This is a genomic window from Breoghania sp., assembly GCF_963674635.1.
Classification (GTDB): domain Bacteria; phylum Pseudomonadota; class Alphaproteobacteria; order Rhizobiales; family Stappiaceae; genus Breoghania.
Genome location: NZ_OY771475.1, coordinates 824,683 through 850,692 on the forward strand (window position 1 = coordinate 824,683; position 26,010 = coordinate 850,692).

Annotated in this window: 24 protein-coding genes; 15 read left to right on the forward strand and 9 right to left on the reverse strand. The window is 62.1% G+C overall.

Features of this window, described 5'->3' with window-relative positions; genetic code table 11:
- Window positions 1-3: 3 nt before the first annotated feature.
- Entirely contained in the window at window positions 4-915 is a 912-nt protein-coding gene (locus tag ABGM93_RS03670) for an NAD(P)-dependent oxidoreductase (RefSeq protein ID WP_321503606.1), read from the reverse strand.
- Between the two features lie 483 nt (window positions 916-1,398).
- Between ABGM93_RS03670 and ABGM93_RS03675 the strand changes: the two genes are divergently transcribed.
- From ABGM93_RS03675 to ABGM93_RS03710, 8 genes are all read left to right on the forward strand, one after another.
- Complete coding sequence (locus ABGM93_RS03675; RefSeq protein ID WP_321503608.1) at window positions 1,399-2,565, forward strand: ABC transporter substrate-binding protein; 1,167 nt, start codon at window positions 1,399-1,401, stop codon at window positions 2,563-2,565.
- Window positions 2,566-2,640: 75 nt separating this feature from the next.
- Entirely contained in the window at window positions 2,641-3,507 is an 867-nt protein-coding gene (locus ABGM93_RS03680) for a branched-chain amino acid ABC transporter permease (RefSeq protein ID WP_319773530.1), read from the forward strand.
- Window positions 3,504-4,496 (forward strand): branched-chain amino acid ABC transporter permease, encoded by a 993-nt coding sequence (locus ABGM93_RS03685; RefSeq protein ID WP_321503611.1) that lies wholly within the window; start codon window positions 3,504-3,506, stop codon window positions 4,494-4,496. The genes ABGM93_RS03680 and ABGM93_RS03685 overlap by 4 nt, the downstream gene beginning before the upstream one ends.
- On the forward strand, window positions 4,493-5,299 hold the full coding sequence (locus tag ABGM93_RS03690; RefSeq protein ID WP_321503613.1) for an ABC transporter ATP-binding protein: 807 nt from the start codon (window positions 4,493-4,495) through the stop codon (window positions 5,297-5,299). The genes ABGM93_RS03685 and ABGM93_RS03690 overlap by 4 nt, the downstream gene beginning before the upstream one ends.
- Window positions 5,289-6,002 carry an ABC transporter ATP-binding protein gene (locus ABGM93_RS03695; RefSeq protein ID WP_319773533.1) on the forward strand — a complete coding sequence of 238 codons (714 nt, stop codon included), beginning with the start codon at window positions 5,289-5,291 and terminating at the stop codon, window positions 6,000-6,002. The genes ABGM93_RS03690 and ABGM93_RS03695 overlap by 11 nt, the downstream gene beginning before the upstream one ends.
- Window positions 6,003-6,014: 12 nt before the next feature.
- A complete protein-coding gene (locus tag ABGM93_RS03700) occupies window positions 6,015-7,490 on the forward strand; it encodes an aldehyde dehydrogenase family protein (protein ID WP_321503615.1) in 1,476 nt (491 codons plus the stop codon).
- A gap of 110 nt (window positions 7,491-7,600) precedes the next feature.
- A complete protein-coding gene (locus ABGM93_RS03705) occupies window positions 7,601-8,377 on the forward strand; it encodes an IclR family transcriptional regulator (RefSeq protein ID WP_321337268.1) in 777 nt (258 codons plus the stop codon).
- Between the two features lie 58 nt (window positions 8,378-8,435).
- On the forward strand, window positions 8,436-9,266 hold the full coding sequence (locus ABGM93_RS03710) for an N-acyl homoserine lactonase family protein (protein ID WP_321505723.1): 831 nt from the start codon (window positions 8,436-8,438) through the stop codon (window positions 9,264-9,266).
- 167 nt (window positions 9,267-9,433) lie between these two features.
- On the opposite strand, the gene ABGM93_RS03715 is transcribed toward ABGM93_RS03710, so the two are convergent.
- Window positions 9,434-10,414: a fumarylacetoacetate hydrolase family protein gene (locus tag ABGM93_RS03715; protein WP_321503617.1), complete on the reverse strand. Its 981-nt coding sequence runs from the start codon at window positions 10,412-10,414 to the stop codon at window positions 9,434-9,436.
- Between the two features lie 3 nt (window positions 10,415-10,417).
- On the reverse strand, window positions 10,418-11,188 hold the full coding sequence (locus tag ABGM93_RS03720; protein WP_321503619.1) for a cyclase family protein: 771 nt from the start codon (window positions 11,186-11,188) through the stop codon (window positions 10,418-10,420).
- Between the two features lie 407 nt (window positions 11,189-11,595).
- Here ABGM93_RS03720 and ABGM93_RS03725 point away from each other — a divergent pair, with 407 nt between their 5' ends.
- The 4 genes from ABGM93_RS03725 to ABGM93_RS03740 all read left to right on the forward strand — a co-directional run bounded on the left by ABGM93_RS03725 (window position 11,596) and on the right by ABGM93_RS03740 (window position 15,699).
- The gene (locus ABGM93_RS03725; RefSeq protein ID WP_321503621.1) at window positions 11,596-12,630 is read left to right on the forward strand and encodes a hypothetical protein; all 1,035 of its coding nucleotides are present in this window, start codon (window positions 11,596-11,598) and stop codon (window positions 12,628-12,630) included.
- A 61-nt stretch (window positions 12,631-12,691) separates the two neighbouring features.
- Window positions 12,692-13,822: an FAD-dependent oxidoreductase gene (locus tag ABGM93_RS03730; protein WP_321503623.1), complete on the forward strand. Its 1,131-nt coding sequence runs from the start codon at window positions 12,692-12,694 to the stop codon at window positions 13,820-13,822.
- A 35-nt stretch (window positions 13,823-13,857) separates the two neighbouring features.
- The gene (locus ABGM93_RS03735) at window positions 13,858-15,009 is read left to right on the forward strand and encodes an MFS transporter (RefSeq protein WP_321503624.1); all 1,152 of its coding nucleotides are present in this window, start codon (window positions 13,858-13,860) and stop codon (window positions 15,007-15,009) included.
- Window positions 15,010-15,120: 111 nt separating this feature from the next.
- Window positions 15,121-15,699, forward strand: coding sequence for a hypothetical protein (locus tag ABGM93_RS03740; protein WP_321503626.1), 579 nt, complete (start codon window positions 15,121-15,123; stop codon window positions 15,697-15,699).
- A gap of 117 nt (window positions 15,700-15,816) precedes the next feature.
- Here the strand turns inward: ABGM93_RS03740 and ABGM93_RS03745 are convergent, their stop codons facing one another.
- Window positions 15,817-16,980, reverse strand: coding sequence for an alpha/beta fold hydrolase (locus tag ABGM93_RS03745; RefSeq protein ID WP_321503628.1), 1,164 nt, complete (start codon window positions 16,978-16,980; stop codon window positions 15,817-15,819).
- A 73-nt stretch (window positions 16,981-17,053) separates the two neighbouring features.
- Window positions 17,054-18,133, reverse strand: a complete 1,080-nt coding sequence (locus ABGM93_RS03750) for a LysR family transcriptional regulator (RefSeq protein WP_321503630.1) — start codon at window positions 18,131-18,133, stop codon at window positions 17,054-17,056.
- A gap of 130 nt (window positions 18,134-18,263) precedes the next feature.
- On the opposite strand from ABGM93_RS03750, the gene ABGM93_RS03755 reads away from it, so the two are divergent.
- Both ABGM93_RS03755 and ABGM93_RS03760 read left to right on the forward strand, forming a co-directional pair.
- Entirely contained in the window at window positions 18,264-19,199 is a 936-nt protein-coding gene (locus ABGM93_RS03755) for a VOC family protein (protein ID WP_321503632.1), read from the forward strand.
- A 63-nt stretch (window positions 19,200-19,262) separates the two neighbouring features.
- Window positions 19,263-19,658, forward strand: coding sequence for a Rieske 2Fe-2S domain-containing protein (locus tag ABGM93_RS03760; RefSeq protein WP_321503634.1), 396 nt, complete (start codon window positions 19,263-19,265; stop codon window positions 19,656-19,658).
- 164 nt (window positions 19,659-19,822) lie between these two features.
- Here the strand turns inward: ABGM93_RS03760 and ABGM93_RS03765 are convergent, their stop codons facing one another.
- From ABGM93_RS03765 to ABGM93_RS03780, 4 genes are read right to left on the reverse strand one after another with little or no spacing between them, the layout of a single operon-like run.
- Window positions 19,823-21,316: a YcaO-like family protein gene (locus tag ABGM93_RS03765; protein WP_321503636.1), complete on the reverse strand. Its 1,494-nt coding sequence runs from the start codon at window positions 21,314-21,316 to the stop codon at window positions 19,823-19,825.
- Window positions 21,313-22,611: a nitroreductase family protein gene (locus ABGM93_RS03770; RefSeq protein WP_321503638.1), complete on the reverse strand. Its 1,299-nt coding sequence runs from the start codon at window positions 22,609-22,611 to the stop codon at window positions 21,313-21,315. Before ABGM93_RS03770 ends, ABGM93_RS03765 begins: the two co-directional genes overlap by 4 nt.
- The gene (locus ABGM93_RS03775) at window positions 22,586-23,710 is read right to left on the reverse strand and encodes a radical SAM protein (RefSeq protein ID WP_321503640.1); all 1,125 of its coding nucleotides are present in this window, start codon (window positions 23,708-23,710) and stop codon (window positions 22,586-22,588) included. Before ABGM93_RS03775 ends, ABGM93_RS03770 begins: the two co-directional genes overlap by 26 nt.
- 45 nt (window positions 23,711-23,755) lie before the next feature.
- The gene (locus ABGM93_RS03780) at window positions 23,756-24,019 is read right to left on the reverse strand and encodes a hypothetical protein (RefSeq protein ID WP_321503643.1); all 264 of its coding nucleotides are present in this window, start codon (window positions 24,017-24,019) and stop codon (window positions 23,756-23,758) included.
- Between the two features lie 373 nt (window positions 24,020-24,392).
- Between ABGM93_RS03780 and ABGM93_RS03785 the strand changes: the two genes are divergently transcribed.
- A complete protein-coding gene (locus tag ABGM93_RS03785) occupies window positions 24,393-25,502 on the forward strand; it encodes a hypothetical protein (protein ID WP_321503645.1) in 1,110 nt (369 codons plus the stop codon).
- The last annotated feature ends 508 nt before the right edge of the window (window positions 25,503-26,010 follow it).

Sequence of the window (26,010 nt, forward strand, 5' to 3'; positions counted from 1 at the left end):
GCCTCAAGCCCTGTCGACGACGCGGGAGAGGACGGGGAAGTACTGGGCAGCGAAGCCGGCGTCGCGCGCCTTTTCCATCCGCGCCTGCGCCAACTCCGCGCCCGGCGCATGAACGCCCGTGGTCTGTGCGAGGTCGAGCGCATAGCTCACGTCTTTCAACGCATAGTCGGTGGGGAAGGCGCCTTCGGGGAAACTGTCCTTCAGCATCGCCTTCATCCCGTGGTTGCGCAGCGCGAAACTGTCGGCGGATCCTTTCGAAAGCGTGTCAAACAGAAGGTCGCAATCGACACCGGCCGACTTTCCAAGCGCGAGCGCCTCGGAGAGCGCGACGACATTCTCAAACAGAACCATGTTGTTGAGGATCTTCACGACTTGTCCGCAGCCGACGGGGCCGCAATGGGTCACATCGGTCGCCGCATGGGCAAGGTAGGGACGGATTTCGGCAAAGAGTGCGTCGTCCGCGCCGACCATGATCGACAAGGTGCCATCTTCGGCCGCCTGGCGTGTGCGGGCGACGGGGGCGTCGGCGAAGCGGATGCCGCGCTCTGCCAGCTCCTGTGCAAGCTCGCGGGTCAGGGCCACGGGCGCGGTCGACATGTCCACCACGATCAACCCTTCGCGTCCATGGGCAAGCACCCCGTTTTCGCCGCGGATCACCGCCTCGACCTGCGGGCCGCCGGGAAGGGACAGGAAGAGGATATCCACCTCCGCCAGCATCGCTTTCAGATCGGGCACCGGCGTGGCGCCGTGCCCGGCCAGCCGCTCCATCGGCGCAGGCGACAGGTCGAACACCTTCGTTGGCGCGCCCGACTTGACGGCGATGTTGCGGCAGATCGGTTCCCCCATCACGCCGAGACCGGCAAATCCGAGGGTGGCAAGGCCGGATGTCGCTTTTCCGGGGGCTGGGTTGGTCATGTCGGTCTCCGTATTGTCGGCTGGGGCAGATCTGGCGCGCGGGCCGTCAGAGGGTCAGGCACTCCGGGGTCTCAGGCGCTCCGGGCTCAAGATGCAGAGGTTGCGCCCGAAGCGCGGAAATTCGTGCTCAAGGGGCGATGCGGAGTTCGAAAATAGAACAAATGCTCCTCTGGATACAACAAAAAATCGACAAATGATCCGCTGGGCGGAACATACGGTCCAAAAAAAGATTGATCCGCCGCGACGTTTCGTCAAATATGCAACAAATGATCTGCTGATGAGACCGACTCACGGTCGGTATCGTAGCCAATGTCGACAGTCGGTCTACACGCAAGGGTTGTCTGATCGCCGAGGATAAGGTCGGGCCGTCGGGCGTGTTGAGACGAAGGAGGCGGGGCGAGCCCCGAAAGACCGGGCCTGAGGGCCCTGGTTGCCATGAAGCTGGGGCGTAGCCCCGCGAGACTACCCAAGGGAGGAGACACAATGAAACTGACAGGTGTGTTGTTGGCCGCTACGGCCATGGCCTTCGCCGCAACGGCGGGCCAGGCGCAGGAAAAGACGCTGAAGGTCGGTGCTCTGGTGACGCTTTCGGGCGCTGGCGCGGCCTGGGGGCAGGGGATGCTCAACGCCGCGAAGCTGGCGGCCGAGGACGTCAACAAGGATGGCGGCCTGAAGGTTGGTGGCGACAGCTACAAGGTCGAGGTGATTGCCTACGACGATGCCTACAAGGCAAACGAGGCGGTGACCGCCGCCAACCGGCTCGTCTATGACGACAAGGTGAAGTACATCATCGGCACGGTGGGCTCCGCCCCGATCCTCGCGATCCAGCCGATCACCGACAAGAACAAGGTCATCACGATGACGCTTGGGTTCACGCCCAAGGCGATCTCGCCGGACCATCCCTATACGTTCCGCCCGAACCCGACGACCGCCGAGGTCGCGGTTCCGCAGATCAGCTGGCTGGTGAAGAACCTCAATATCAAGACGGTCGGTGCGCTCTTTCCCAACGACGAGACGGGCGAGTCGATCGCGCATGATCTGGGCAAGGCTTACGGCGATGCTGGCGCGCAGATGGCCACCGAGTTCTTCGAGCGCAATCGCGTTGACTTCGTGCCGCTGTTGACCCGGCTTCTGGCCCAGGGTGTCGATGCGATCGAGTTGGACGGAAACTCGCCCGTGACGGCGGGTCAGATCGTGCAGCAGGCGCGTGACCTGGGTTTCACCGGCCAGATCATCCGCACTGGCGGCCCGGCGACGCCGGACATCGTCAAGGTCGCGGGCAAGCAGGCGACGGAGGGCATGTATGTCCACTCCGCCTTCAACCCCAACGACAAGGCCGAGGCGGATTACGAAGCGCGCTACGTCAAGACTTTCGACCAGTCGATGAACGGTTTCTCACCCTTCTTCTATGACGGCACGAAAATGCTGTTCAAGGCGATGCAGGATGCGGGCACCGTAACGGATACCGACCAGGTCAAGACGGCGCTTGAGAATATCCGGGACTTCAAGGGTGTGACCGGCACGGTCAACTGGACCGGCAAGGATGTCTACGGCATCGCGCATCAGCTCGACGCGCCGTTCTACATCGCCCAGGTTCATGACGGCGAGGAAGAAGTCGTCGCCAAGTGCACCACCAAAGGTTGCGAGTGACGAAAATGCACTGTCTGGGGCTCAGCCCCAGACGGCGCGTAACTGTCGCGCGAGAAACCTAGGGGACCCGTGCAGATGATAACCTACCTGATTGTGCAGTCGCTCCTGAACGGGATCGTACTGGGCACGCTTTACCTGATGATGGCGATTGGATTCACGCTGGTCTTCGGCGTGATGCGGATCGTCAACTTCGCCCACGGCGAATTCTATATGCTGGGGGCTTTCTTCGCCCTGATCGGGGTGACCTGGCTGGGGCTTCCCTTCTGGGCAACGCTCGCCCTTATCGTTGTCGTGTCGATCCTGCTGGGTGCGGTGGTCGAACGGGTCGTCTTTCGCCCCTTCCGGCAGGACGAACTGTCGGGAATGATCGCCTCGCTGGGGCTTGCGATGATCCTGCAGAACGGGGCGCTGCTGCTCTTCGGTCCTGATCCGCAGGCCATGCCGTCGCTGGCATCGGGTGTGTATCACCTGGGGCAGTTCATCGTGCCGAAGTCGCGCGCGGTGACGCTCGGGATCGCTGCGGTGATCCTCATTGGCTTCTATTTCTTTCTCATGCACTCGCGCACCGGGCGGGCCCTGCGCGCGCTGGTGCAGGATCAGGAGATCGCCGCGCTCTACGGTGTCCGTCTGGAGCTGATGTACCCGCTGGGGCTGGGCCTCGGCGTCGGGCTTGCGGGTGTTGCCGGCGGGTTGATGGCGCCGCTCTTCGGTGTGTCGCCCTTCATCGGGGCCACGCCGCTGCTGAAGGCCTTCATCGTTGTCATCCTGGGTGGGCTTGGCTCGATCCCCGGTGCGGCGCTGGCGGCGTTGCTGCTGGGCGTCATCGAGAGCTTCGCCAATTCCTTCATCAGTGCCTCTGCGGCCGACATCATCAGTTTCGGGCTGGTCGTCGCGGTTCTTCTTTGGCGGCCCTCGGGCCTTCTCGGGCGGGGTGAGCTATGAACGCCAAGTCTTCTCAGCCGCTGGCCCCCACAACAAATGCCCCCGGCGCGTCGTCGACGGGTAGGTGGATCGCTGCTGCGGCGCTCGCTCTTTGCGCTGCCTATCCGCTGATCGGCGGCAACGCCTTCGAATACCATGTCGCGATCATGGTCTGCATCGCGGCCATCGCGACCGGCGGACTGGCCATCATCGCCTGGGTGGGACAGCTTTCGCTCGCCCATGGTGCCTTTGTCGGCATCGGGGCCTATTGCTCGACACTGCTGGTGACGAGGCTGGGCATGCCCGTGATGGTGGGGCTGCCTGCAGCCGCCATCGTGGCCGGGTTGGTCGCCTATGCGATCGGTTCGCCGCTGTTGCGGCTCAGAGGCGTCTATTTCGTCCTCATCACCTTTGCGCTGAACGAGCTCTTCCGGCTTGCCATGCTCGCATTCCCCGGCATCTCGGGCGGGTCGAGCGGACTTGCCAATATCCCGCCGATCTCTCTCTTCGGGATGGCGCTGGAGAGCAAGCAAAGCGTCTACATCTTCGCGTTGGGCTGTCTTGCGGTCGTCATGGCCTTGATGTGGCTCCTGCGTCGCGGACCCATGGGGCGCGCCTTCGCCTCGGTCGAGGAGAACCTGGTGCTTGCGGAATCGGCGGGTGTGCCGACCGCTCGGGTCCAGAGCATCGCCTTCACGATCGGTTCGGCGATTGCCGGCTTCGCGGGCGCCATCATGGCCCACTACATTGGCTTCATCTCGCCCGAGACCTTCGCCTTCCAGCTGTCTGTGTCCTACGTGATCATGCTGGTCGTCGGCGGCAGGCTTGCCCTTTTCGGGGCGTTGCTGGGCGCGCTGTTCCTCACCCCGCTGCCCGAATTCCTGCGTGGGATCGAGCAGTATCAGCACATCGCATACGGTGTGATCCTGATCGTCGTGCTCAGGTTCCTGCCGCGCGGGCTGATGTCCTTGTCAGACAGGTTGCGGACCGGAAAAGGGGACCAGACATGACTAACACGCTTCTTCAGGTCGAAGGGTTGGGCAAGCGGTTCGGCGGGCTGGCCGCCCTCAACGGCATTACGTTCTCCGCCGGAACGGGCCGTATCACCGGGCTGATCGGGCCGAATGGTGCGGGCAAGACCACCTGCTTCAACTGCATCACCGGCACCCTGCAATCGACCTCCGGCCGCATCACCTTCGAAGGCGCAGACCTTACGGGGCTGCGTCCCCACGAGGTGGTCGCCAAAGGGTTGGCGCGGACGTTCCAGTCGGCGACCAACTTTCCCGATGCCACGGTACGGGAGAACATCCTGCGTTCGGCTCTCGTGCGACACAGATGCGGGCCGGTGGCGGCGCTCTTTGGCGGGCCGCGCGCCCGCGAGGCAGAAGCCGCGGCGCGGCGCACCGTAGACGATGTGATGGACGCGCTGGCGCTGACCCCGCATGCTGATCGGTTGGCTGGCACCTTGCCTTACGGTCATCAAAAGCGATTGGGCGTTGCCATCGGCCTTGCCGCGCAGCCGCGTCTTCTGCTGCTCGATGAACCGGCGGCCGGGTTGAACCCTGAGGAGGTCGACCGTTTCGCCGACATTCTCGTCACCATCAAGGAACGTTTCGGGCTCTCGGTGCTGATCGTCGAACATCACATGCGGCTCATCATGCGGCTTTGCGACCATATCGTCGTGCTCGACCACGGCGAGAAGATCGCCGAAGGCACACCAGCCGAGGTGCGCGAGAATCCGAAGGTGATCGAGGCTTACCTGGGTGCGGATTCAGTTATCGATGGTGCGGCGGGAGGCGAGCATGTCCAGTGAATTGAAAGTCCGCGACCTGGCCGTGCACTATGGGCCCGTTCAGGCGCTCTATGGCGTCAGCTTCGATGTGGCCGCAGGTCAGATCGCGGCATTGGTCGGGTCGAATGGCGCCGGCAAAAGCACGGTGCTGAAGGCGATCTGCGGCATGGTCGCGCCGTCCGGCGGTTCCATCACGATCGATGGGGCGGAGGTTGCGCCGCATCCCAGTTCGGCCCTTGCCAACGGCGTTGCCCTCTCGCCTGAGGGGCGGCGCATGTTCTCCCGCCTCAGCGTGGAGGAGAACCTGCTGATGGGCGCCTTCACGGTCGGCTCCGCCGCCCAGCGCAAGGCGGGGCTTGAGCAGGTTTACAACTACTTCCCCCGGCTCTGCGAGCGTCGCCGCCAGATGGCTGGCCTGCTCTCGGGGGGCGAACAGCAGATGGCGGCGATCGGGCGGGCGATGATGGCCGGGCCGAAGGTGCTGCTGCTGGACGAGCCCTCGCTGGGGATCGCACCGATCATCGTGGCCGAACTGGGCCGCATCATCACCGAAATCAATCGCGAACAGGGGATCACGGTCCTTCTGGTCGAACAGAACGCCCATATGGCGCTGGCGCTCGCTGATCGCGGCGTCGTCCTGGAAACCGGTCGGGTGACCCTGGAAGGCGAGGGGCGTGCCCTGCTCGAAAGCCCCGAGATCCGTGCCGCCTATCTTGGCTTCTAGAAAGGAAACCACATGCCCCTTCTTGCCGCGAGCGCCGAAATGCCAGTCCCGGGCAGCGCCGAGCCGCTGTTGATCGGCGGCCGCCCCGTCCAGGGCGACGGGGCCGAGATCACGGTGACAAACCCTGCCGATGGCAGCCCGATCGGCACGGTCCACGCCTCCTCTCCCGCGCAGGTGAGTGAGGCGGTGGCCGCTGCACGCCGGGCGCTCGCAGACAGCGGATGGGCCGGGCTTCAACCCCACCAGCGCGCCCGAGTGCTGGGCCGCGCCGCAGACGAGGTTGAGCGCCAGGTCGATCACCTTGCGGAACTGCAGATGCTGGAGAACGGCAAGACCCGGACGGAAAGCCGCGCCCAGGCGCTCTCGGCTGCCGGTATCCTGCGTTACTACGCCGCCGTTTGCGAATGCAGCGAGGAACAGGTGCCGCCATCGCGCGGGGCCTATTTCAACATGACGGTCTACGAGCCCTATGGCGTTGTCGCGGCGCTGACGCCGTGGAATTCACCGCTGACCATGGGCGCGCAGAAATTGGGGCCAGCACTTGCCGCTGGCAACGCGGTGGTGCTGAAAGCGGCCGAGACGACCACGTTCGTCACGCTGGCTCTGGCGCGTTGCCTTATGGATGCGGGCTTGCCGGAGGGGCTGGTCTCCGTCGTGACGGGTGGGGTGGAAACCGCCGTCGCGTTGACCGGTGATCCAGGCGTTGACCTCATCAGCTTTACCGGTGGCACGGAGGCCGGACAGTCGATCGCCCGCAAAGCGGCGGACCGATTGTTGCCGCTGATCCTGGAACTGGGGGGCAAGTCGCCGCATATCGTGTTTGCCGACGCCGACCTGAAGGCTGCGGCGAAGGCGGTCGCCTCGGGCATCTTCGGCGGCACCGGGCAGTCCTGCGTCGCCGGTTCGCGGCTTTTCGTCGAAGGGTCGGTGGCGGAGGAATTCACCGCGCTGCTGGTGGCAGAGGCGGAGGCGATGCGCGTCGGTCCGCCCTCCGATCCGCAGAGCACGCTGGGCCCGATCGCCTCATTCGCGCATCGCGAACGGGTGGAAGGCTATGTTGCCAAGGGGCTTGCCGAAGGCGGCCACATCATTACCGGCGGGCGTCGCCCTGAAGGCGCGAGCTACGACGCCGGGGCCTATTATCTGCCGACGATCATCGGCGGTGTGTCCAACCGGGCGACCGTCGCGCAGGAAGAGATCTTCGGTCCCGTCCTTTGCCTGATGCGCTTTGAGGACGAGGCGGGGCTGATTGCCGATGCGAATGACAGTGCCTTTGGCCTTGCCGCAGGGATCTGGACTGCCGACTACCGCCGGGCCTGGCGCGTTGCACGGGCGCTGGAGGCCGGGACGGTCTGGATCAATACCTACAAGCAGCTCTCCATCGCGGCTCCTTTCGGCGGCTTCAAGCTGTCCGGTTCAGGGCGGGAGAAGGGGTTGCAGGGAATGCGGTCCTATCAGCAGGCGAAGAGCCTTTACTGGGGGCTCTGACTGGGGGAGTGGAGAGGCGGCGTCCGCTCGCGTTGCGGGGGGCGGGGCTTCGTGCCACAAGATGTCGAACGCGCGCTCAGCGCACACAGCATGAGGGACATACCGGACGCATGACAGAGCAGGCCAGCCATTCTCGGGAGAGCGGGACTGAGAGTGCCGCAGACCGTTCATCGCGCGGCGTGGCCGCCGTTGATCGGGCGCTGGCGATCCTGTCAGCGCTGGAAGCGGCGACGATCCCGCCGACACTGTCGGACCTGTCCCGCACGACTGGTCTTTACAAGAGCACGATCCTGCGGCTTCTGGAATCGTTGCAGGACGGCGGCTATGTCATGCGGATCGACGAGACGAAATACGCTCTCGGTCCGGCGGTGATGCAACTCGGGCTGGCCTATGAACGGGCCAACCCTCTCCGGCATCAGGTCATGCCCATCCTCGAAAGGCTGGTGGCGCAGGGGACGGAGAGCCCCTCGTTCCATATCCGCCAGACACACGAGGAGCGGCTCTGCCTTTTCCGCGTCGATTCGAACCATTCAACGCTCGATCGGGTCCATGCCGGTGACCGCATGCCGGTGCGCCGCGGGGCGGCGGGCAAGGTGCTTCTTGCCTTCGGCCCCGACGAGGAGCCCGGGCGCGAAATGGATGAGATTCGCCGCGACTGTTTCGCCATATCGCTGGGCGAGCGGGACAAGCTCTGCGCGGGGGTCGCGGCGCCTGTCTTTTCGGGGGGCAAACGGCTTTTGGGCGCGTTGTCGCTGTCGGGCCCGCGCGAACGGTTCACCGAGGCGGACATCGCCTGGATGCGGCCTCGTCTGATCGCCGCGGCGCAGGATCTGACCCGGGCCATGTCCGGGCGTTATCCGACAATCGGAGACAGCGACGAGGATTGAGCTGTCGCAGGGGCGCACCGCCGATTGTCTCGGGGGCTCCTGTTTCTGAAATGGGGGGATCATGAATTACGAAGTCTATGGCCTGCGCTATGGCTACAACATGCGGGAGGTGGCGGAGAATTTCATCGCGCCGCCGTCCGGGATGGATCCGCATGATGCAATGCCGATGGACTACTACATCTGGCTCATCCGCGATGGGTCCCGGGTCGTGCTTGTCGACACCGGTTTCGATCAGCCCGCAGCCGACCGCCGCGACCGGGAGATGGTGCGTCACCCGGTTGACCTTCTGGCGGATATGGGGATCGCGGCCGAGACGATCACCGATGTCATCATCACCCATCTGCACTATGACCATGCGGGCAATCTCGCGGCCTTTCCGAACGCGACTTTCCACCTTCAGGACCGGGAGATGGGATTTGCCACCGGTCGCTGCATGTGCCACCCGGTTCTACGGGCCCCGTTCGAGGTGGAAGATGTCGTGGAGATGGTGCGGCGCGTCTATGGCGGGCGGGTGAATTTCATCGACGGTGACGCAGAGCTTTTCCCCGGCATCTCGGTTCATCTGGTTCCCGGTCACAGCATGGGGCTGCAATGCGTGAGCGTTGAAACGGCGCGCGGGCATGTGGTGCTGGCCTCGGATGCCTCGCACTATTACGCAAATCTGGAACGCCAGAGCCCGTTTCCCATTGTCGCCGATGTCTTCGCGATGGCAGAAAGCTGGAAGCGCGTCATGACGCTGGCCGACAGCCCCGATCACGTCGTGCCGGGCCATGATCCGCTGGTGCGCGAGATCTATCCCCGCCTTGCCGCCTCCGGTCCGTTGGCCGAAATCGTCTGCCTTCACGAGGCGCCGCGGGCGCGCAGTGTGTCGGTTCAGCCGAAGGCGTGAAGTGCGGTCCCTGATCGGCTTGCATGATCCTGAACGGGCCGGGCCTGGGGACGGTCTCGGTCTGGGTTCAGGCCTCGGGTCTCAGGTTTCAGGCCTCGGGCCTCCGGCGCGTTCAAACACGCCGGAGGCATTCTCAAGTCATGTGCCATGCGCCGACCGTTGGTTGGTCAGTCGGAAGGCAGGGTCGCCACAATCTGGTCGATTGCCCCGAAGAGGGGCGCATCCGGCAAGCGCGCCTCCATGCGAACCCTGTCGCCAAATCGCAGGAACGGGGTTTGCGGAGCGCCTTCCAGGATCATTTCCGTCATGCGCCGTTCGGTCATGCAGGTGCTGCCAACCTCGGCCCATTCATCGTTGGATACCGTGCCTGAGCCGATGACCGTGCCGGCCACCAGGTCGCGCGAATAGGCGGCATGAGCCACGAGGTCATGAAATCCAACCGACATGGAGCCGCCATTCGGATGCCCGAAATGCTGGCCATTCAATTCCACTGCAAGCGGCAGGTGGATGCGGCCATCGGCCCAGGCAGAGCCGAGCTCATCCGGCGTCACCGCCACCGGAGCCATGGACGAGCGGGGCTTGCACTGGATGAAGCCGAAGCCTGTTGCGATTTCAATTGGCGCCAGGCGCCGAAGCGACCAGTCATTGATCTGAACAAGAAGCCGGATATGGGGCAGGGCGGCCTCGGCGGACGTCCCGGCTGGAACGCGATCCGTCACAATCCCGAATTCGCCTTCGAAATCGATGTCATCGGCTTCGCTTGGGAAGACCGCATCCTCTTGCGGGGACAGGAACCTGTCGGAGATGCCCTGATACATCAGGGGCAGGCCCGAAGGATTGGCCGCCTTGTGCTTGAAGGCTTTTTCCATCAGGGCGCCATGGCTTGCAAACGCAGATCCATCCAGCCATTGCCAGGCGCGCGGCAGAGGGGCCAGAGCCTCGGCGCAGAGAAACGGCTTCTCTCCGGCCACGGGGCCGGAGTTCAGCTTGTGGCTTTGCTCCTGAAGATCCGCGCTGTGGACGTCCCAGTTTTCAAGCAGCGCCTGCATCGTCTCCACGCCCTGCGTCGGAGCGCATCGGGTATTGTCGCGCGACACCAGATGAAGACGCCCGTCGGGCCGGGTGTCCTTAAGCGTAGCAAAACGCATGACCTACTCCTCCAGCAGCGCGATCGCGCGACACCAACCGGCTGAACCGGCGGCGACCTTCACCGGCAAGGCAATGACCTCGAAGCCGGTGTCGGGAAGCAGGTGGAGGTTTGCGAGCTTTTCCATGTGGCAATAACACGTCTCCGCGCCGGCCTTGTGACCGGCCCAGAACTGACTGTAGTCCCCGGTCTGGCGGATGGTTTCCATGACGGCCAGCAAAGGCGGGTCCCAGCTCCAGGCGTCGGTTCCCACAACACGCACGCCGCGTTCCGTCAGATAGAGCGTTGCTTCCCGGCCCATGCCGCATCCGGCTGCCAAATAGTCGTCCTCGCCATAGCGCTCTCCAGCGCGCGTGTTGACCAGGACAATGTCACCCGGACGCAGCGTATGACCGATGCGGGCAAGCTCGGCTTCGATGTCCTGGGCCGTGACCATGTACCCATCGGCAAGCTTGCGGAAATCGAGTTTGACGCCGGCGCCCATGCACCATTCCAGCGGCACCTGATCGATCGTGATCGCCGGTTCGCCGTTGTTCATGGTCGGGTGATAATGCCAGGGAGCATCCATATGGGTGCCGTTATGGGTCGTCAATTCCAGTTTTTCGGCGGCCGCCCCCTTGCCCTCCAACTGCTTCTCCACGGAAATGCCGAACATCGCGGCCATCTCCCGCGCACCTTCATCGTGGTCCTGATAGGTGATTTTCGGTTCCAGTCCGGGCGGGTCCGACTTGATGCCGGCAGAGAGCGTGACCGACAGGTCAATTATCTTTTTCACGTGGCCTCCCAATGGCTTGTTTCCATCTGTGGGCGGCAGATTAAGCAAGCGCAAAAACGGCGACCAATGAGAAAGGCTTATGCCAGGCATGAGCGGGATAGATAGCTGGTCCCGCGGTACTCTCAATTTCATCAATACCACGCATTGATCGATTGCGTTTTTCACCAAGCCGGCTCCGCACCTATCGTCCGGAAATATTTAACACTGGTATCAGTGAGGGGTGTTTGCAGACGCGTTGGAGGAACGCCCTGCGGACGTTGGGAGGACTGACTTTGAAGAAGAAAATAAGTGCATCCGCGCTAACGGTAACACTTGCCCTGGCGGCGGCGGGGACCGCATGGGCTGATGAAGCGAAGCATGGTGCAGCGCCAGGGCAGGGGTTTCGGCCTTCCCCGGGCATGATGACCATGGCAACTCTCGGAAAGGCAGGCCTCATTGAGGCTCTTTTTTCCGAATCGACCTTCGGTCTGCAGCAGGCGCGGCGCGGAAGTGCCCGCGCGACCGTCGGCAATGGCAATGCCCTTGGTGGCGCCCCGGTGCCGGACTATGAGGACGCTGACCTCGCCTATGTCTTGCCAATATCGCTGGTGGCTGAACTGCCCAGCTGGAAAGGCGCCAATTTCGTTCGCCTCGGGGGCGCTCTGACGGCCGGGGACGGCATTGGTGCCAATGCCCTCGACAATGAAGCGCGCGTCGGCCGGGTGATGCTGCAATTCCTGCATGCACCGCGTCCGGACCTTCTGTTCGGGGTCGGCGTGGTCTATGACAACTCGCGCATCGAGACGATTGATAATGCGGCCGCCTTCCGGGGGAAGGTCGTGACCGCGCGCGAGGGCTTCGGTTTTCAGGCGCTCTATGCGCAGGATTTCGCAGGTCCATGGGCCGCCATGGCCAAGGCGGAGTGGCAGACCGGTACTCAGAACCTGGATTACGAATTGGGCGTCGCGCCAGGCGTTCAGCTTGAGTTCGAGCAGAATGATCAGGGCGATGACCAGTTCTACTTCGAAGGGCAGCTGGTTGGCAGCTATACGCACGATGATATCAGTCTTGTCCCGCAAGGCTGGATCGGGCGGCCGGTCCTCGGTGTGACCTACCAGCACAATTCCATTGAAGAGGTCGTCAATACATTGGGGGCCACCGTGTCCGGTCCGAATGGGGACGCGGAAGACTACGGCATGGTCTTCGCCCGTATCGGCGTCGAGCGGGCGATGATGCCGACGCCCGATCTCCAGTTCCTGCCCAAGCTCTCTGCCGGCCTCGATCTGGAATACACGAACAGCCTCGACACCTACATCGATGAACCGGTTTACGGCGTCATTTCGGCGGGCTTGGGAATAACCTCCCACGGTCAGCGTCTCGACCTCAGCTACACCCTTCACCAGGGGCTCAGCGGCAAGCGCCAGCAGCAGTCCATCGTGGCCTCGACCACGATCAACTTCTGATCGGTGTGAGCCGACCTGCACGGCGTGCCTGAGTTTCAAATTGGAAGGACAGAGAGAAGCAATGACACCTTGTGTCGAGAAAGTGCTCGTGGTCGGTGGCGGGTTTTCCGGGATGACCGCTGCCATCGAGCTGGATCGGGCTGGTATCCAGGTCGACCTGGTCGAGACCGATCCGCATTGGCGAACCGATGGGGCGGGCATCAGCCTGCATGGGGCCACACTCCGCGTTTTCCGTCAGATTGGCATCTATGACGAGTTCCTCGAAAGCGGGGGCGGTGCCAACGGCTTTGACATCATCCATCCCGTTTCGGATGAGACCCTGTTCACCCTGCCAACCCCTGTGGTCGGTGACGTGGCCTTCGGCAATGGCGGGGTAATGCGCCCCGTCCTTGCGAACATCCTGCGTCAGCGGGTTCGCGAAACGGCGACCAATGTCCGTCTCGGGGTGACCTTCACCAAGGTCACCCCGGTCGAAGGCGGCGCCCAGGTGGAGTTCAGTGATGGCACCAGTGGGTTCTATGACCTGATCATCGGGGCCGACGGGGTGAATTCCGCGTTGCGGTCTGCGCTCTGGCCGGAGGCGGACGCACCTGCCTATGTCGGGCAGGGGGTCTGGCGTGCCGTCGTCGACTGGCCGCAGGAGCTGGAGCGGCCGGGCATGTGGGCATTTGAGGATCTCAAGGTCGGCATCAATTTCGTCTCGCCCACCAAGGGATACATCTTCCTCACCGAGCCTCGCCCGACCCTCGAACATCTGGATCCGACCGGGTTCGTGGAGTACCTGCGGGCCTTGCTGAAGCGGTTTCCTTCCGCCTTGCTCAACCGGATTGCGGACAGTCTGACCGAAGACAGCCAGGTGCTTTACCGCCCGTTGTTTGCCTTGCTGTTGCCAAAACCCTGGTCCCGGCAACGCTGCGTTCTCATCGGCGATGCGGTGCATGCGACCACTCCGCACCTGGCGGCGGGGGCCTGCGCCGCGATGGAGGATGCCGTTGTCCTGGCCGAAGAGCTGAGCGCGGCAAAAGATCTGGCGGCTGGCCTTGAAGCCTACGAGAACCGTCGCTTCGGGCGCTGCGAGATGATCGTCAACAATTCGCGGCGTCTGTGTGACATCGAGACGTCGGGCGGAGATCGGGCCGAACACAGCCGCATCATGCAGACATCGATGGGAGCCCTTGCCGAAGCAATCTGATTGGGAAACTGAAAACACGATCTCTGGGAGGGGACATGAACAAGGGTGAGTTTTCGGCATTGAGCATTGCCGGTTTGCTGGTGGCGCATTGCGCAGGCATGGTCGATCTGGTGGTCCTGCCTGTCTGGATCGGGGCGCTGATCAACAAGTTCGGGTTTTCCGCCCAGGAGGCGGGCGGATTGGTGACCGGTTTTCTTCTCGGTGCCGTGGTTGCAAGCGCAACGATCGCGCCGTTGTTCAACCGATTGCCGCGTCGTCTGGTGGCCGGAAGCGGCTTCATCGTTTCCGCCGTCGCCTTCGCCATCTGTGCGCGCGGGCCGGGGGCGGTGACCCTCGCCGCGCTGCATGTGGTGGCCGGTGTCGCGACGGGTATCGGCCTGAGTTTCGTTCACGGCGCTTTCGGCCGCAGCAAGAACCCGCATCGGCTTTACGCGATCTCCGGCATTGCTCTGGGTGCCTTTGCCGCGGTCGTCCTCGGGGGGCTGCCGGTGAGCGTTTCCGCTTATGGCGGACAGGTGGTGTTCCTTGTCATCGCCGCGGCGATGGGGATTGCCGGCCTTGCGATCTACATGGCCTATCCGGCCGATGCGCGCATGACCAAACAGCATCCGCATCATGTGGGCAAATTCCCTCCGATCCTGTGGCGTGCGATTTTCGGCATCTGTCTGATGACCTTCAACAACGCCATGATCTTCAGCTTTCTCGACGTGATCGGCCGGGAGCGCGGGTTTGCCGATGGTCAGCTGGCGATCGTGTTCGTTGTCATGGGGTTCTTGAACTTCCTTGTCATCGCCCCGCTTGCGGCGGTTCTGGAAAAGCGCATCCGAGCGGAAAACGTGATGGTTGCCGGTCCTCTGGCCCAATTGGCCATCGGCGGTCTCATCACCAATGCCACCGGCTTCCCCGTCTGGGCGGGGGCGGCCGTGCTCTACACGGGCGTTCTCATTCTCACGCACACCTTCGCATTCGGCTTCCTGTCCAAGGAAGACCCGAGCGGTCGCGCCGTGGCCGGTACGCCGGCGATGCTGATGGTCGGCGCTGCAATGGGGCCGTTCCTGGGCGGCGTGCTGGGGCAGGCATTCGGGTTTGAGGTTCTGGCGATTGCCGCGGCTGTCATCGGCATCTCAGCCAGCCTCACCTTCCTGAGCTTGCGTCGCCGGACGCCGGTCCCGGCCTTGGCCGAGTGAGGCAAACGAACCAGAAGGCGGGCCTTCCATGGGCCCGCCAGTCTCTTGCTTGCGGATCGGCGCGGAGAAGTCCCGCCGATCCGTTTCGCTTGAGTGGAGGAATGGATGGAAATGCAGACCGAAACAGATCCACAGACCCTGAGCCCAGACGCGTGCGCATGGCAAGGGCCCGCCGGCCTCATCGGGTGCGGGCCGCAAGCTGAGATGGTGCTTGAGGCCCTGGTCCTGTCTGGAAACAGGGTCCGGGTGCTGTGCCGGAAGCAGGCAGATGCGGACCGGATGATCTTTGCAGTGGCCCGTCGGCTTGCCGAAAGGTTCGAGGCAGGCGCACTGACAAGCGATGCCTGTGACGAAGCGCTGGGGTTGATTTCCGACACTTACGAGATCGAAGACCTGGGCTCTTGCGGTCTTGTCCTGGATGTGAGCGAAGACGATCCCGTTGCGCGGCAGGCATTGGAAGCCGAATGGCTTGCAGCCCTTCCTGCGCTCAAGCCGCTCCTCAGAGTGAGCGAAAGCGAAGAGGCGGAAGATCTCAGCCGACAGATCCAAAAGAGAGAGTGGGCTGTTCTTCATCTGGCGTCGCCGGTGCCCGGCGATGAGAGGAGCGGTGACATTCGCACCGCCTCAACCGCGCAGAGCAGGAAGAATGCCGCGGACTTCCTCCACAAGATCGGGTTGCAGACGCGTTGATAGCCCTGAGGACCTTGAGCGCAACGACAGCGCCCTGGCCTTGATATGAAAACGGCCGCTCGCGATGGGGAACATCGCGAGCGGCCGAATGCGTTTCAGTTCGCGTGTGTCAAACGCTCAGGGCTTGGCGTGGCCGCCCAGTGTGTCGGCGAACCAGTCGGCGATGTAGTGACGGCCGAAAGACATGTTGTCCGCGCCAACATGTTCAACGCCGCCTTCTCGCTCCGTAAAGAGCTTCAGGGCGCGTTTCGGGGAATTGATCAGCTGGTCATAGGCCGTGTGAGCGTAGTCGACGGAAATCTGCCGGTCTCCGATGCCATGGGTGACAAGGAACGGGACACGGATCTTCTCCATTTCACCGTCGAGGCACATCAGGTCCGCCTTCTTGAAGAAGCTCTCCATGTCATCCGCGCCGAAGACCCACTGGACGTGGTTCCAGTAGTGCGGAACCGGGTTCTCACCTTCTCGCTTCAGCCGTTTGTGCTGAACCTCGGCCCAATTGTGATTGGCGCCCCAGCAGGCGCCTGAGGCAAAGCGGGGCTCGTTGGCGCAGACGCGCGGCGCATAGTAGCCGCCCAGCGAAATGCCCGTGATGCCGATACGCTCCGCATCGACGTCGTCGCGGGATGCCAGATACTCGTAGGCAGGCGTTCCCCAGTTTTCCGAAATCGGATCCGCCGGGAAGCCGTTCAGGCGGAGGCTCTCGCCGGTTCCCGGCTGATCCAGACAGAGACATGAGATGCCGCGGCGGGCAAGCTCGTGGGGGAGCTGCGACCAGTAGAGCATCTCCTTGTTGCTATCGAGTCCGTTCAGATAAAGGACGCAAGGGGCGGGGCCCGTGACGCCTTCGGCGCGCGTGAAATAGCCCGACAGGGTCTTGCCCTGATAGGGGAATTCGACGCGCTCACAGTTCTCCTTCGCGTTCTCGATCGACGACATGAAGGCGTCGACGCCCTTGCGATAGGTTTCGGCCCGGCCCGGGTGACCGTGACCCTGCATGCGCTCTCCGACCAGGTAGTAGAGGGCAGCCCGCTTCTGCTTGTCGGCGGCGGAAAAGAGATGCCCGGCCTCTTCATCCTCTTTCGCCAGCCCCGCCAGCTTGTCGGCTTCCTTGATCCAGGATTGCATGAAGTCTGCCGTGCCGGCGTCCTCGCCCCCCTCCGCGCGCTCCAGAAGCGGCTGGCACATGTCCATGATTTCGCCAATCTGCGCGCCACTCTCCAGAGCGATGGCGACAGACAGGTTCCAGACATAATTCGGGAAATAGTTGAAGAGCGCCATGGCTAGTCCTCCCTTAAAGGTTCATGGGGTCCTTGTCGGGGCAGTGATAAGCAGGCTGTTGGATCTGCGAAAATTATTTGTTTTCATCCAAGGCATCGATTTCGTCGATGTCTGGATCCCCATTCATCAAGCGACACGCGGCGCGGCGAAGCAGGTCCCTCAGCCACAGGATGCCGGGATCATTGGTCATATGGGCTTGCCACTGCAGGTTCTCGACAATGGAGGGGGACTCGAAGGGGAGCGAATGCACCTTGATCTCTCCGCCCTTCACAAGCAGCGCCGCGAGCTGACCATGAACCGTGGCGATGAAATCGGTTCCCACCACCAGCGGGCCGAGAGCGGCGAAGCTGAAGCAGGTGGCTCCGATGTTTCGTTCCATGCCGTTTTGAGCCATGAAACTGTCCTGGACCGATTTCATGTTTTCCAGCGGCGTCATCACGATGTGATTGGCCGCAAGATAACGCTCCAGGGTGAGGGGTTCATTGTACATCTGCGCGCCAGCCCAGGTGATGGCAACGAATACATCCCGATACAGCGGCTCACTGGGGTGGTTGTCCGTGAGCAGCAGGGAGGGCGCGATCACCAGATCCGCATCCCCTTTCTCGATGACGCTGCTTGGCTCTGTAACCTGCGGCAGAAAGCGGAACTTCACGCTCGCGCCTTCTTCCTGGGCAAGCGCCAGAACATGGGGCGCCAGCACGTTGAGGGCATAGTCGGACAGGATAATCCGAAATTCGCGGTCGGACGCAGCGGCATCGAATTCCACGCTTTGGGCGATCACGGAATCGATTTGAACCAGAATGTCCCGGATGGGACGCCGCAAGGCTTCTGCGCGCGGGGTGAGCTGCATCTGTCGCCCAACCTGGATGAGCAGTGGGTCCTCGAAATAGTCGCGCATGCGGCGCAGGGCAGATGACATAGCCGACTGGGTCAGGTTCATCCGCTGACCGGCCAATGTCGTGGATCTCAGCGTCAGCAGCTGGTCGAGGGCGACCAGAAGATTCAAGTCCAATCTCTTGAAGCGCAATGCGTCCTCCCTCACATGTGGCATCAATTCAGCGGATGATGACCTCTGCAAATATCGATCGCAAGAATAGTTCAGGCAGATCAGTTTTTTAGCGACGCGACGGACCCAAATATCGCCGGGATTCATGCGATTTAGCTGAGATATGAAAGTTTTCCATAGAAGGTATCGACCCATTTCATTTTCGCGCGATACGGCGTTTCGCCTAACTCTGCCCACCACGCGCACTTGCGGATCCATGTTTTGGGAGGAGCCGGAAATGAGAATCATTGGACCCGATGAAATGGTTTTTGGTGTTCAGAATATGGATGCCAGCCGTCAGTTTCTGACCGACTACGGATTGACTGAAGTCGACCTCGGAGACGGAGCTTTTCGTTTCGAAGCACTTGATGGCACGGCGATGACCCTTCGTCAGTCCGATGACCCGGCTCTGCCTCCCGCGCTTCCGACCGCCACCCAGTTGCGTCAGACCGTCTGGGGCTGCACAGACCAGGCCGCCGTGGACGAGATCGCCGACAACCTGTCGAGCGACAGGAAGGTCGAGCGTCATCCGGACGGATCCATCACGTGTCAGGACGATCTCGGCTTCGAACTCGCATTTCGTGTCACCACGCGCCGCGCGATCGAGGTCGATCAGGAAAAGGTGAACAGCGCCTGCGCCGCGCCACAGCGGGCCCCCAACGAACTTGGGGCGGACCGGACCGTTGAGGCCAAACCCCGGACCTTGTCCCATATCGTTTTCTTCGTGCCTGACTCTGCGAAGATGGAAGCATTCTATGCCCGGCTCGGTTTTGTCGTCACAGACCGGTTTATCGATGTCGGTCCCTTCATGCGCCCGATGGCGAATGACGACCATCATTGCCTGTTCATGTTGCAAACGCCGCCGTTCATGCAGGGCATCGAGCATATCGCCTTTCACATGAAAGGGCCGACCGAACTCGTTCTCGCCGGGCATCGTTTGCAGATGAAGGGCTATGAGACCTTCTGGGGGCCGGGACGGCACAATTTCGGCTCAAACTGGTTCTGGTATTTCAACTCGCCCATGGGCGTGCACATGGAATACGACGCCGACATGGATAAGCACGACGAGACCTGGAAACCCCGCATTGCGGAAGCGACTGCAGAAACGTCCCAGATGTTCCTGCTGGAAGCGGTCAAGCTGTGGTTCCCGAATGGAGAGCCGCCGCAAGCCTGACGACTTCAAGCGCCTGTCTTTGCCGCCAGAGGTAGGCCGCCGCCCTGGAATCAGAGCCCGGATATGAAGCCGCGATACATCTGCGATCCCCTTTGCAAGCTGGATGAGTTGGAAGAGCGGAAGTCCCGCGGTTTCGACCCGCTGGACGAGGGGAAGGACACCATGTTCGTGGTGCGCCTGGGCGGCTCTGTCCATGGGTGGCGAAACGCTTGCCCCCATTATGATTATGGGCGCATGGCCTGGAAGAAGGACGAGTTTCTCGACGCCGAGCGCAAGCACATCATGTGTGGCGCGCACGGTGCCTTGTTTGAGATCGCGTCTGGGCGGTGCGTTCTGGGCCCTTGCATGGGGCAGAAGCTGACCCCGGTTCCACTGGAGATCCGCAACGGCGCGGTCTACGTGTCCGGCCTCTATGCGCCGGGACTGCGGAAAAACCAGAGCCAATCGGAGGAAAGCTAGCTTCGGCTGCCCGCGCAAGACGGGCAAAGCGGGTGGGGAGCCCGCCTTGGGATCTTCAACTCTGTTCCGGGCGTTTCTCAGGCGGTCTCAACGCATGGACGACATGACCTGTGCCGCCTCTGCAATTGCAGGTGGCTCCGATTGGGGCGCGTGGCGCTGATTTTTCAAGACAGTGGATGAATGTCCTCAACCCCCACATCAAGCGCGAAGGCGCGAGGGGTTTCCAGTCCCTTGAGCCCGAAATGAAAGGGGATCAACCGCGGCGCCACCGCACGGGCGATCGCGAGGTCCGAGAAACGCCACAGGTCGCGCGGGGTCATGTTGACATATCGCAGATCCGCCAGAGGGTTTTCCTCTTGCAGCGCGCGTTTCGGCCGCCGTGGCCCGAGGCCGAAGGGCGTGGGAACCTGGGTTGCCGGAATGCGCGAGAAGAGGAGGCCGTGATCAAAGGGGGAGCCGATCTCTGCCCGTCCGGTGACGAGCTCCTCGGCATGGGCGGCAAGTGCCGGGTTTGCAAGGGCGTGGGTCAGGCCGCGATAGATCTGTGCCATCTCCAGAAAGGCACTTTCCGCCGCAGAACAAGCCGTCTGCTTGCCGGCGAGCCCCAGGCAGAATTGCGGCCGGGCAGGAGAGGGGTAGACAGGGTGGCAGACCGCCGCCACGGCATTGACATTGCCGAGGTTTCCCAGATCAATCAGCCTGGTTGCAAGGCCGAGACGGCGGAACTCTTCAGCCATGCCTTCCAGCGCGGGCGGCAGATCGTGGATCTCATCGGCCGGTGAACATCCATACCAGGCGGCGTAAAAGAGATGGCGTTCGATGAGCTCCTCGACGCCGTGCAACACGGCCGCTTCAATGCCGCGCGCGCACCCGAGGCCGTTGCTGTGGTTCAGGCCTGCAATCCGATGCGATGTCGTCGGCTTCACCACCAGCTCGTTTCTGCAGACGACTTGAGATGCGGGGGCTTCCCAAGCCTCATCGCGACACGCATGCGCGTAGTTCTCCACCGCCTCGCCCAGGGTCGATAAAAGCGCGGCCTCCTGGGTCGCGCCCTTGCCGCTGCTGCCTTGCCAGAACGGCCGATTTGGATCGTGTCGGCTGTTGGCAAGCCGCGCGACATGGACAACAGGATAATCGGGCTCTCCGGGCAGCGCGGGCAATGCGATAATCTCGTTTACGATGCCTGCCGCACGTCCGACAATCGCCGCAAAGCCGCTGGTGCGTAAGGGGGCGGGCGGGCCGCAATCACAATCCGCCAAGGGCAGGACGGGCTCCTGGCCGGTGCTGCCATCGGGGCCAATTCGGGTGACCAAAGGCATGAAGGCGGGCCGATCGGACATCGCATTTGTTTGCAGTCCTGCCCTGATATTTCTCAACACGCGGGCAAGCGCAGAGCGTTGCACGGGAGATTGCGCAAGGGGCGAAATCCGCGCGATGGCGCGCGCCGAACTGTAGCTGGGAACTGTCCAGCGCGCGCAAATGTCCGTGGACGCACTCTGGAATTCCAGCGTGGCAAGTCGGCGCGACACCCAGCATTGCTCGCACAGTGATCCGGGGCCAAGTGGCGGGCTGACGAGCAGGTCCGCGCCATCAGGTTCGATCCGAAAGACCGTGTTGCCAATCGAGAGGCGGGCGAAGGTGGGGGGCTGGTGGCTCACGCCGGAGCCCCGAGGATCATGCCGCCGACGATGAGGCGGCCATCCAGCCAGCGGTGAAGGCTGGTCTCCAGATGTCCCCATGCGCCGCCGACGGCACAGCTTGCCAGGCCAAGAGCTTCGGCGGCCAGAGACACCGTCTGGTAAATGGCGCCTGCGTTTCGCAGGATGTTGGTATAGGCAATTGCCGCATAAGAATGCGACATCAGATCATAGTCGGCCGCGAGGATCAGTCCGCAAGGGGCAGGGAAGTCAGGTTCGGCGGCGATTGCATTGAATGTGCTCAGCGTATCGCGGGCAGCCGCCGCGCTATCGTCGAAAGCCCAGAGGTGATCGCCTGATTGGTCAAGGGCCGCAAGCCGCGCCAGTTGCGGATCTTCTTGTGAAAAGTACGCAAGATAGACGGCCGTTTCCCCGAGCCCGCCAGCACTTGGATAGGGGCAGGAAATGTCGGGACCAGGCCGTCGGCTCAGGGCCAGGCTGCACAGGGCGGATAGCGCGGCCATGTCGATCCCGCCCCGGCGGTATCGGCGACAAGATCGGCGCTGGGCGAATATCTCCGCAAGCGGCACATCGGGAACCGGGTGACGGCGCGCTTGCAGACAGGTGGCCGGCGCGCTTGTCCAGGGGGGCGGCAAGGGATGGGCCGGACCGTTCGGCCGGGGCTTCTTGCCATAGGCTTTGTGTGGATCGTGATAGCAGCTCACTAGATGGAGAAGCGCGTCTTGCGGCTCTGGTGCGCTGGTGTTGTCCGATGTTTCAGCGGTCCACCCGAGCCGTTGGAAAAGCCGCAAAATCCGGCTGTCGGGCTCGGCGGTTGCGTCGTCGCCGATTGGGCGGGGCAAGCTCGCGACCCGTGCCTGGTCAATGTGGACCGTGGTTTTCGTCCGCCCGCAGAACAGCATCGCCCCGTCTCCGGTTTGAAGCAGGGCAACATCGCAGGCAAGGACAGGTCCGCTTGAGAGGGCGGCAGGCTGGCCCAGCAATCGCGCCAGCGAGGGCCGCCTGATCACAATCACGGACGGCTGCCCGTCCCGAGAGGCGTCGAACACAACCTCGATCAGGCCCAGATCCGCGATTGATTGCAATCCCATCTGCAGCTCAGGGGGCAAGGACGACCAGTCCACGGTGGGCAACACGTTCAGCAGACAAGCCAGTGCGGGATCTACGCCACGCAGCGAGATTTCGCCGCTTGGCGTAACCAGTCGGCGCGCCTGCGTGGTCGCATCGGATATCCGGACGCCTTCCGCCAGGCGCAGCGTCGCGACCGTCTCAGGCTCGGGCTTCAACTTGCCCACTTTGGACATCCTCACGCATGTTCTCATAGGGGCAATGCAAATCGATCTGCCGTTTGCTCTGCCAACCACGCAGCCAGATATCGGACTTGCGTGGAATGATCTCCATGGAGCCATCCGCGTGGAGCGTGCCAACGTGATTGAGCGGATCATCCAGACCGACGGTGCATTTCACGATCTGACCAGTCGAGCGGATGACCCAGGCATTGCCCTTGGCCGCGTAGCAGACATAGCAACTGTCGCAGGTCTTGGCTTCGATCTTGGGGCGCACCCGGTCGCGCCCCCAAAGCCGCGCGGTGAGTTCATCAACGATGACGCGCGCGCGCTCATAGGTCAGAACACCGAAATCGCCCTGGTTCGGCCCGCCCAGATCGACAATTGGAAAGAAATACGCTGAGAATCGCGGGTCGTTCAGGAATTCCTGGCGCAGAAAGTCCGCAAAGTCGGGCAGGACATCGACATTGGCCGGTGTCACATGCACACGCAATTCAATCTTGATGGCGATGTCCGAGGCTTTGATCTCGCGCAGATTGCCCATGAGCTTGTCGAAAGTGCCGCGCCCACCTGCCGCCTTTCGGGTGAGGTCATGGCTCTGCTTTGGCCCGTCAAGGCTCACGTGGAAGCGCCGGATTCCGACGTCGGTCAAGGCTCTGGCGTTCTTGGCGTCCAGAAGAATGCCGTTTGTCGTCGCCGAGCCGAGATACAAGATGTCCGATTGCGCGGCGACGGATTGGGCGTGGCTGCCAATTTCAATCATGATATCGGAGGCCAGAAGCGGTTCGCCGCCGAACCAGTCAATGGACAGATGCCGGAGTTCCTCCGCCCGCCGATCGATCAGGGATTTTACCCCGGACACGACTGCTAGCTGCATCCGGCCGTGTTCGAATTTTTCGTAGCAATAGCCGCAACGCAAATTGCACTGTTCTGTTGGCAGAAGTGTCAACTCCAGCCGGTCTGTTGAAAAAGCCTCGGATGCGGCTTCCCAATAGGCTTGATCCGATAATTCATTCACAATGGACCTCAATAAAAAAATAAGCAAATGCAGACTATACGTTATGAAAACTGGATATTTATTGGGATGATGCCGTGGCCCGTAGGGCATTCCCGGGGAAGTGCCGGGAATGCTTATCGTTCAAGAGATCGAAGCTCAGACTGCGCTGCAGCAGCCGATGTTCTTGATCGCTTCGCTCATGAGACTGTTGAGATCTTTCGGGTCGATGCGTTGCCCACCTTCAAGCGCAGCGCTGCAACAGCCGATGTTCTTGATCGCCTCCGCGCCAGCCGAAAGAGAGTCACGCAAGCTCGCCATGGCCTCAGAATTTGCAATGAATGCGCGGCCGGAATCGTCAAACTCAATATCCGCGGCGGATATTGTCACGGATCTCGAGCTGGGTTTCGTCGGTTTAGCCATTTGATTTCTCCAGAGCTTAATGAAAATAATTGATAAGGATAACTTTATTAGTTTCGCAAAAAATAAGTTAAACGTCAACTGAGTTGCATTGAAATGTGTTCAGATAAATAATTAGGTAGAGGAGGGTGTTTTAAATACATGACATAAGGCTTGATTTATTTAAATTAATTATTGGGGGCGCAGGGAGGGCTTTCGCCATGAGGCTTCGCATGATCCATGTTGCGGCCGGGGAGAGAGCAAAGCCTTGGGCGTGATTGCGAGACGCGCGTCGGTATTTTTCCATGCGCCGAACCCCGTCGTCATGGGCGCCAATTGCAGGCGCTTTACCGCTTATCGCCGAATTTCAAAACAGTCTTCGAGGTGTCAGGCAATCATGGAGAAGATCTATCTCAAAGCACCGCGCGAGCTTTTGACCGCGCTCGACAGACCCGTGCGGTTGCCCCTTCCGATACAGATCGAGGCGTTGGTTCGCAGCAGGCCACAGGCGCCGCCAACGGACCGGTCCAGCGTTGAGGCGTGGGCACGACTGTTCAACCAGCTTGCGCTGATCGAGTTGCATTTCGGGCGGGTGGATCGCGCCGCCGATCTGTGCGGATGGCAGATCGATTGGGTTGCGCGCCAATTGGTTCCGGCGCTGGGGCAGGGCTATGCGGCATTCGCGTTTCAGCCTTGGGTCAATCTGGCGCGACTTGATCTGCGCATGGGCCGCCGAGGGGAGGGACTTGCCAGGCTGGCGATGGTGCGCCAGGGGGCGCATGGCGGCGCAGTGACACTCCGCACCGTCGCTGCCGCCAGGAGGCACCATGAGGCCATGCGCGATCTGGTGCCGGAGCTTCCCGCGTTTCTCGGCAATGTCTATATGACCGAGCTGCTTCTTCTGGCGATCCGGGATGACGATACCCAGGCGCTGGAGATGGCTGCGGCGGGGGCTGCGGAAATGCAGTGGGCGGACGATGCCCCTGCGCTGGAAGAGGCCCGGATGCTGATGCGCGTGTCGGATCGTCGGGCGCGCACTGCGGCTCTTGCCCCGGTGGCGGCGCATACGTCCCCCGGGGACATCTTGGTCAGGTTGGCGCTGCGACTGAGAGCTCTGGAAACGGGGGGCGACCGGCGCGCGGATATCCTTGAGATTGGAGAAGCCGCGCTCCGGCTCTTCGAGGTCGCGCCGTCCGGCCTGTGTCTTGCGCTTGTCCAGCATGCGGTTCACAAGATTTATGATCCCGCTGATGAAAGCGTGTTCGATCTCTGCCGCAAAGGACTTGCCGGCGCGTTCGACCTCAACGACGTCTTGCTGATCAAGTGGTTTCATACTGCGTCGAACGGAGGCTTCAATGATCGGGACTTCGCCGAGAAGCTGTATTCGCAGACACAATACCGGGCCGTGATTGATCATGCGCCCGCATCCGGAGCTGGTCTTGCGGCGCGTCTCGATGCACTGACACCCGACTTCCAAGTCAGCGCTCTGGGCGAGGCCGTTCTTTGAATGGGCCAGAACGCACGGAGGTTCCATGCTTGCCGTGACGCCGGGTTCCTGAACCTGTGTCCGAGCTGCTCAATGATATCAATGCATTGGAACGAGTTGGCTGGGGAACCTGGAAACTCAACCAACGGCTACAAGCCTTTGATATTGCATTTCATCCGATCGCCGGAGGCCCGGCGGAGGTCCATATCGGTGCCCTGGTTCCGGGCATCACCAACAGTTCGATGCCAATCGCTGGCGGTGTTTTCGAGCAGGCTCAAATCTGGACTGAGATCATGCGGTCCCGCGTCCTTCTTCTCTTCTCGGACCTCCTGCCGTCTGCACCTTCCTCCAGTATTCTATCGCGTCCTCGATTCTGCTGCGGCTGGTGGCGGCGAGGCGGTCGAGGCCGATCAGGCGGGCGGTGATGAGAGCCGGGTCGTTCTCATGAAGCGCTTCTTGGTTGTCGCGGGTGATGCCTGCAAGTTCAGCGAGTGCGACTTCGGAGACGGGGCGGATATCGTCTTCGCTA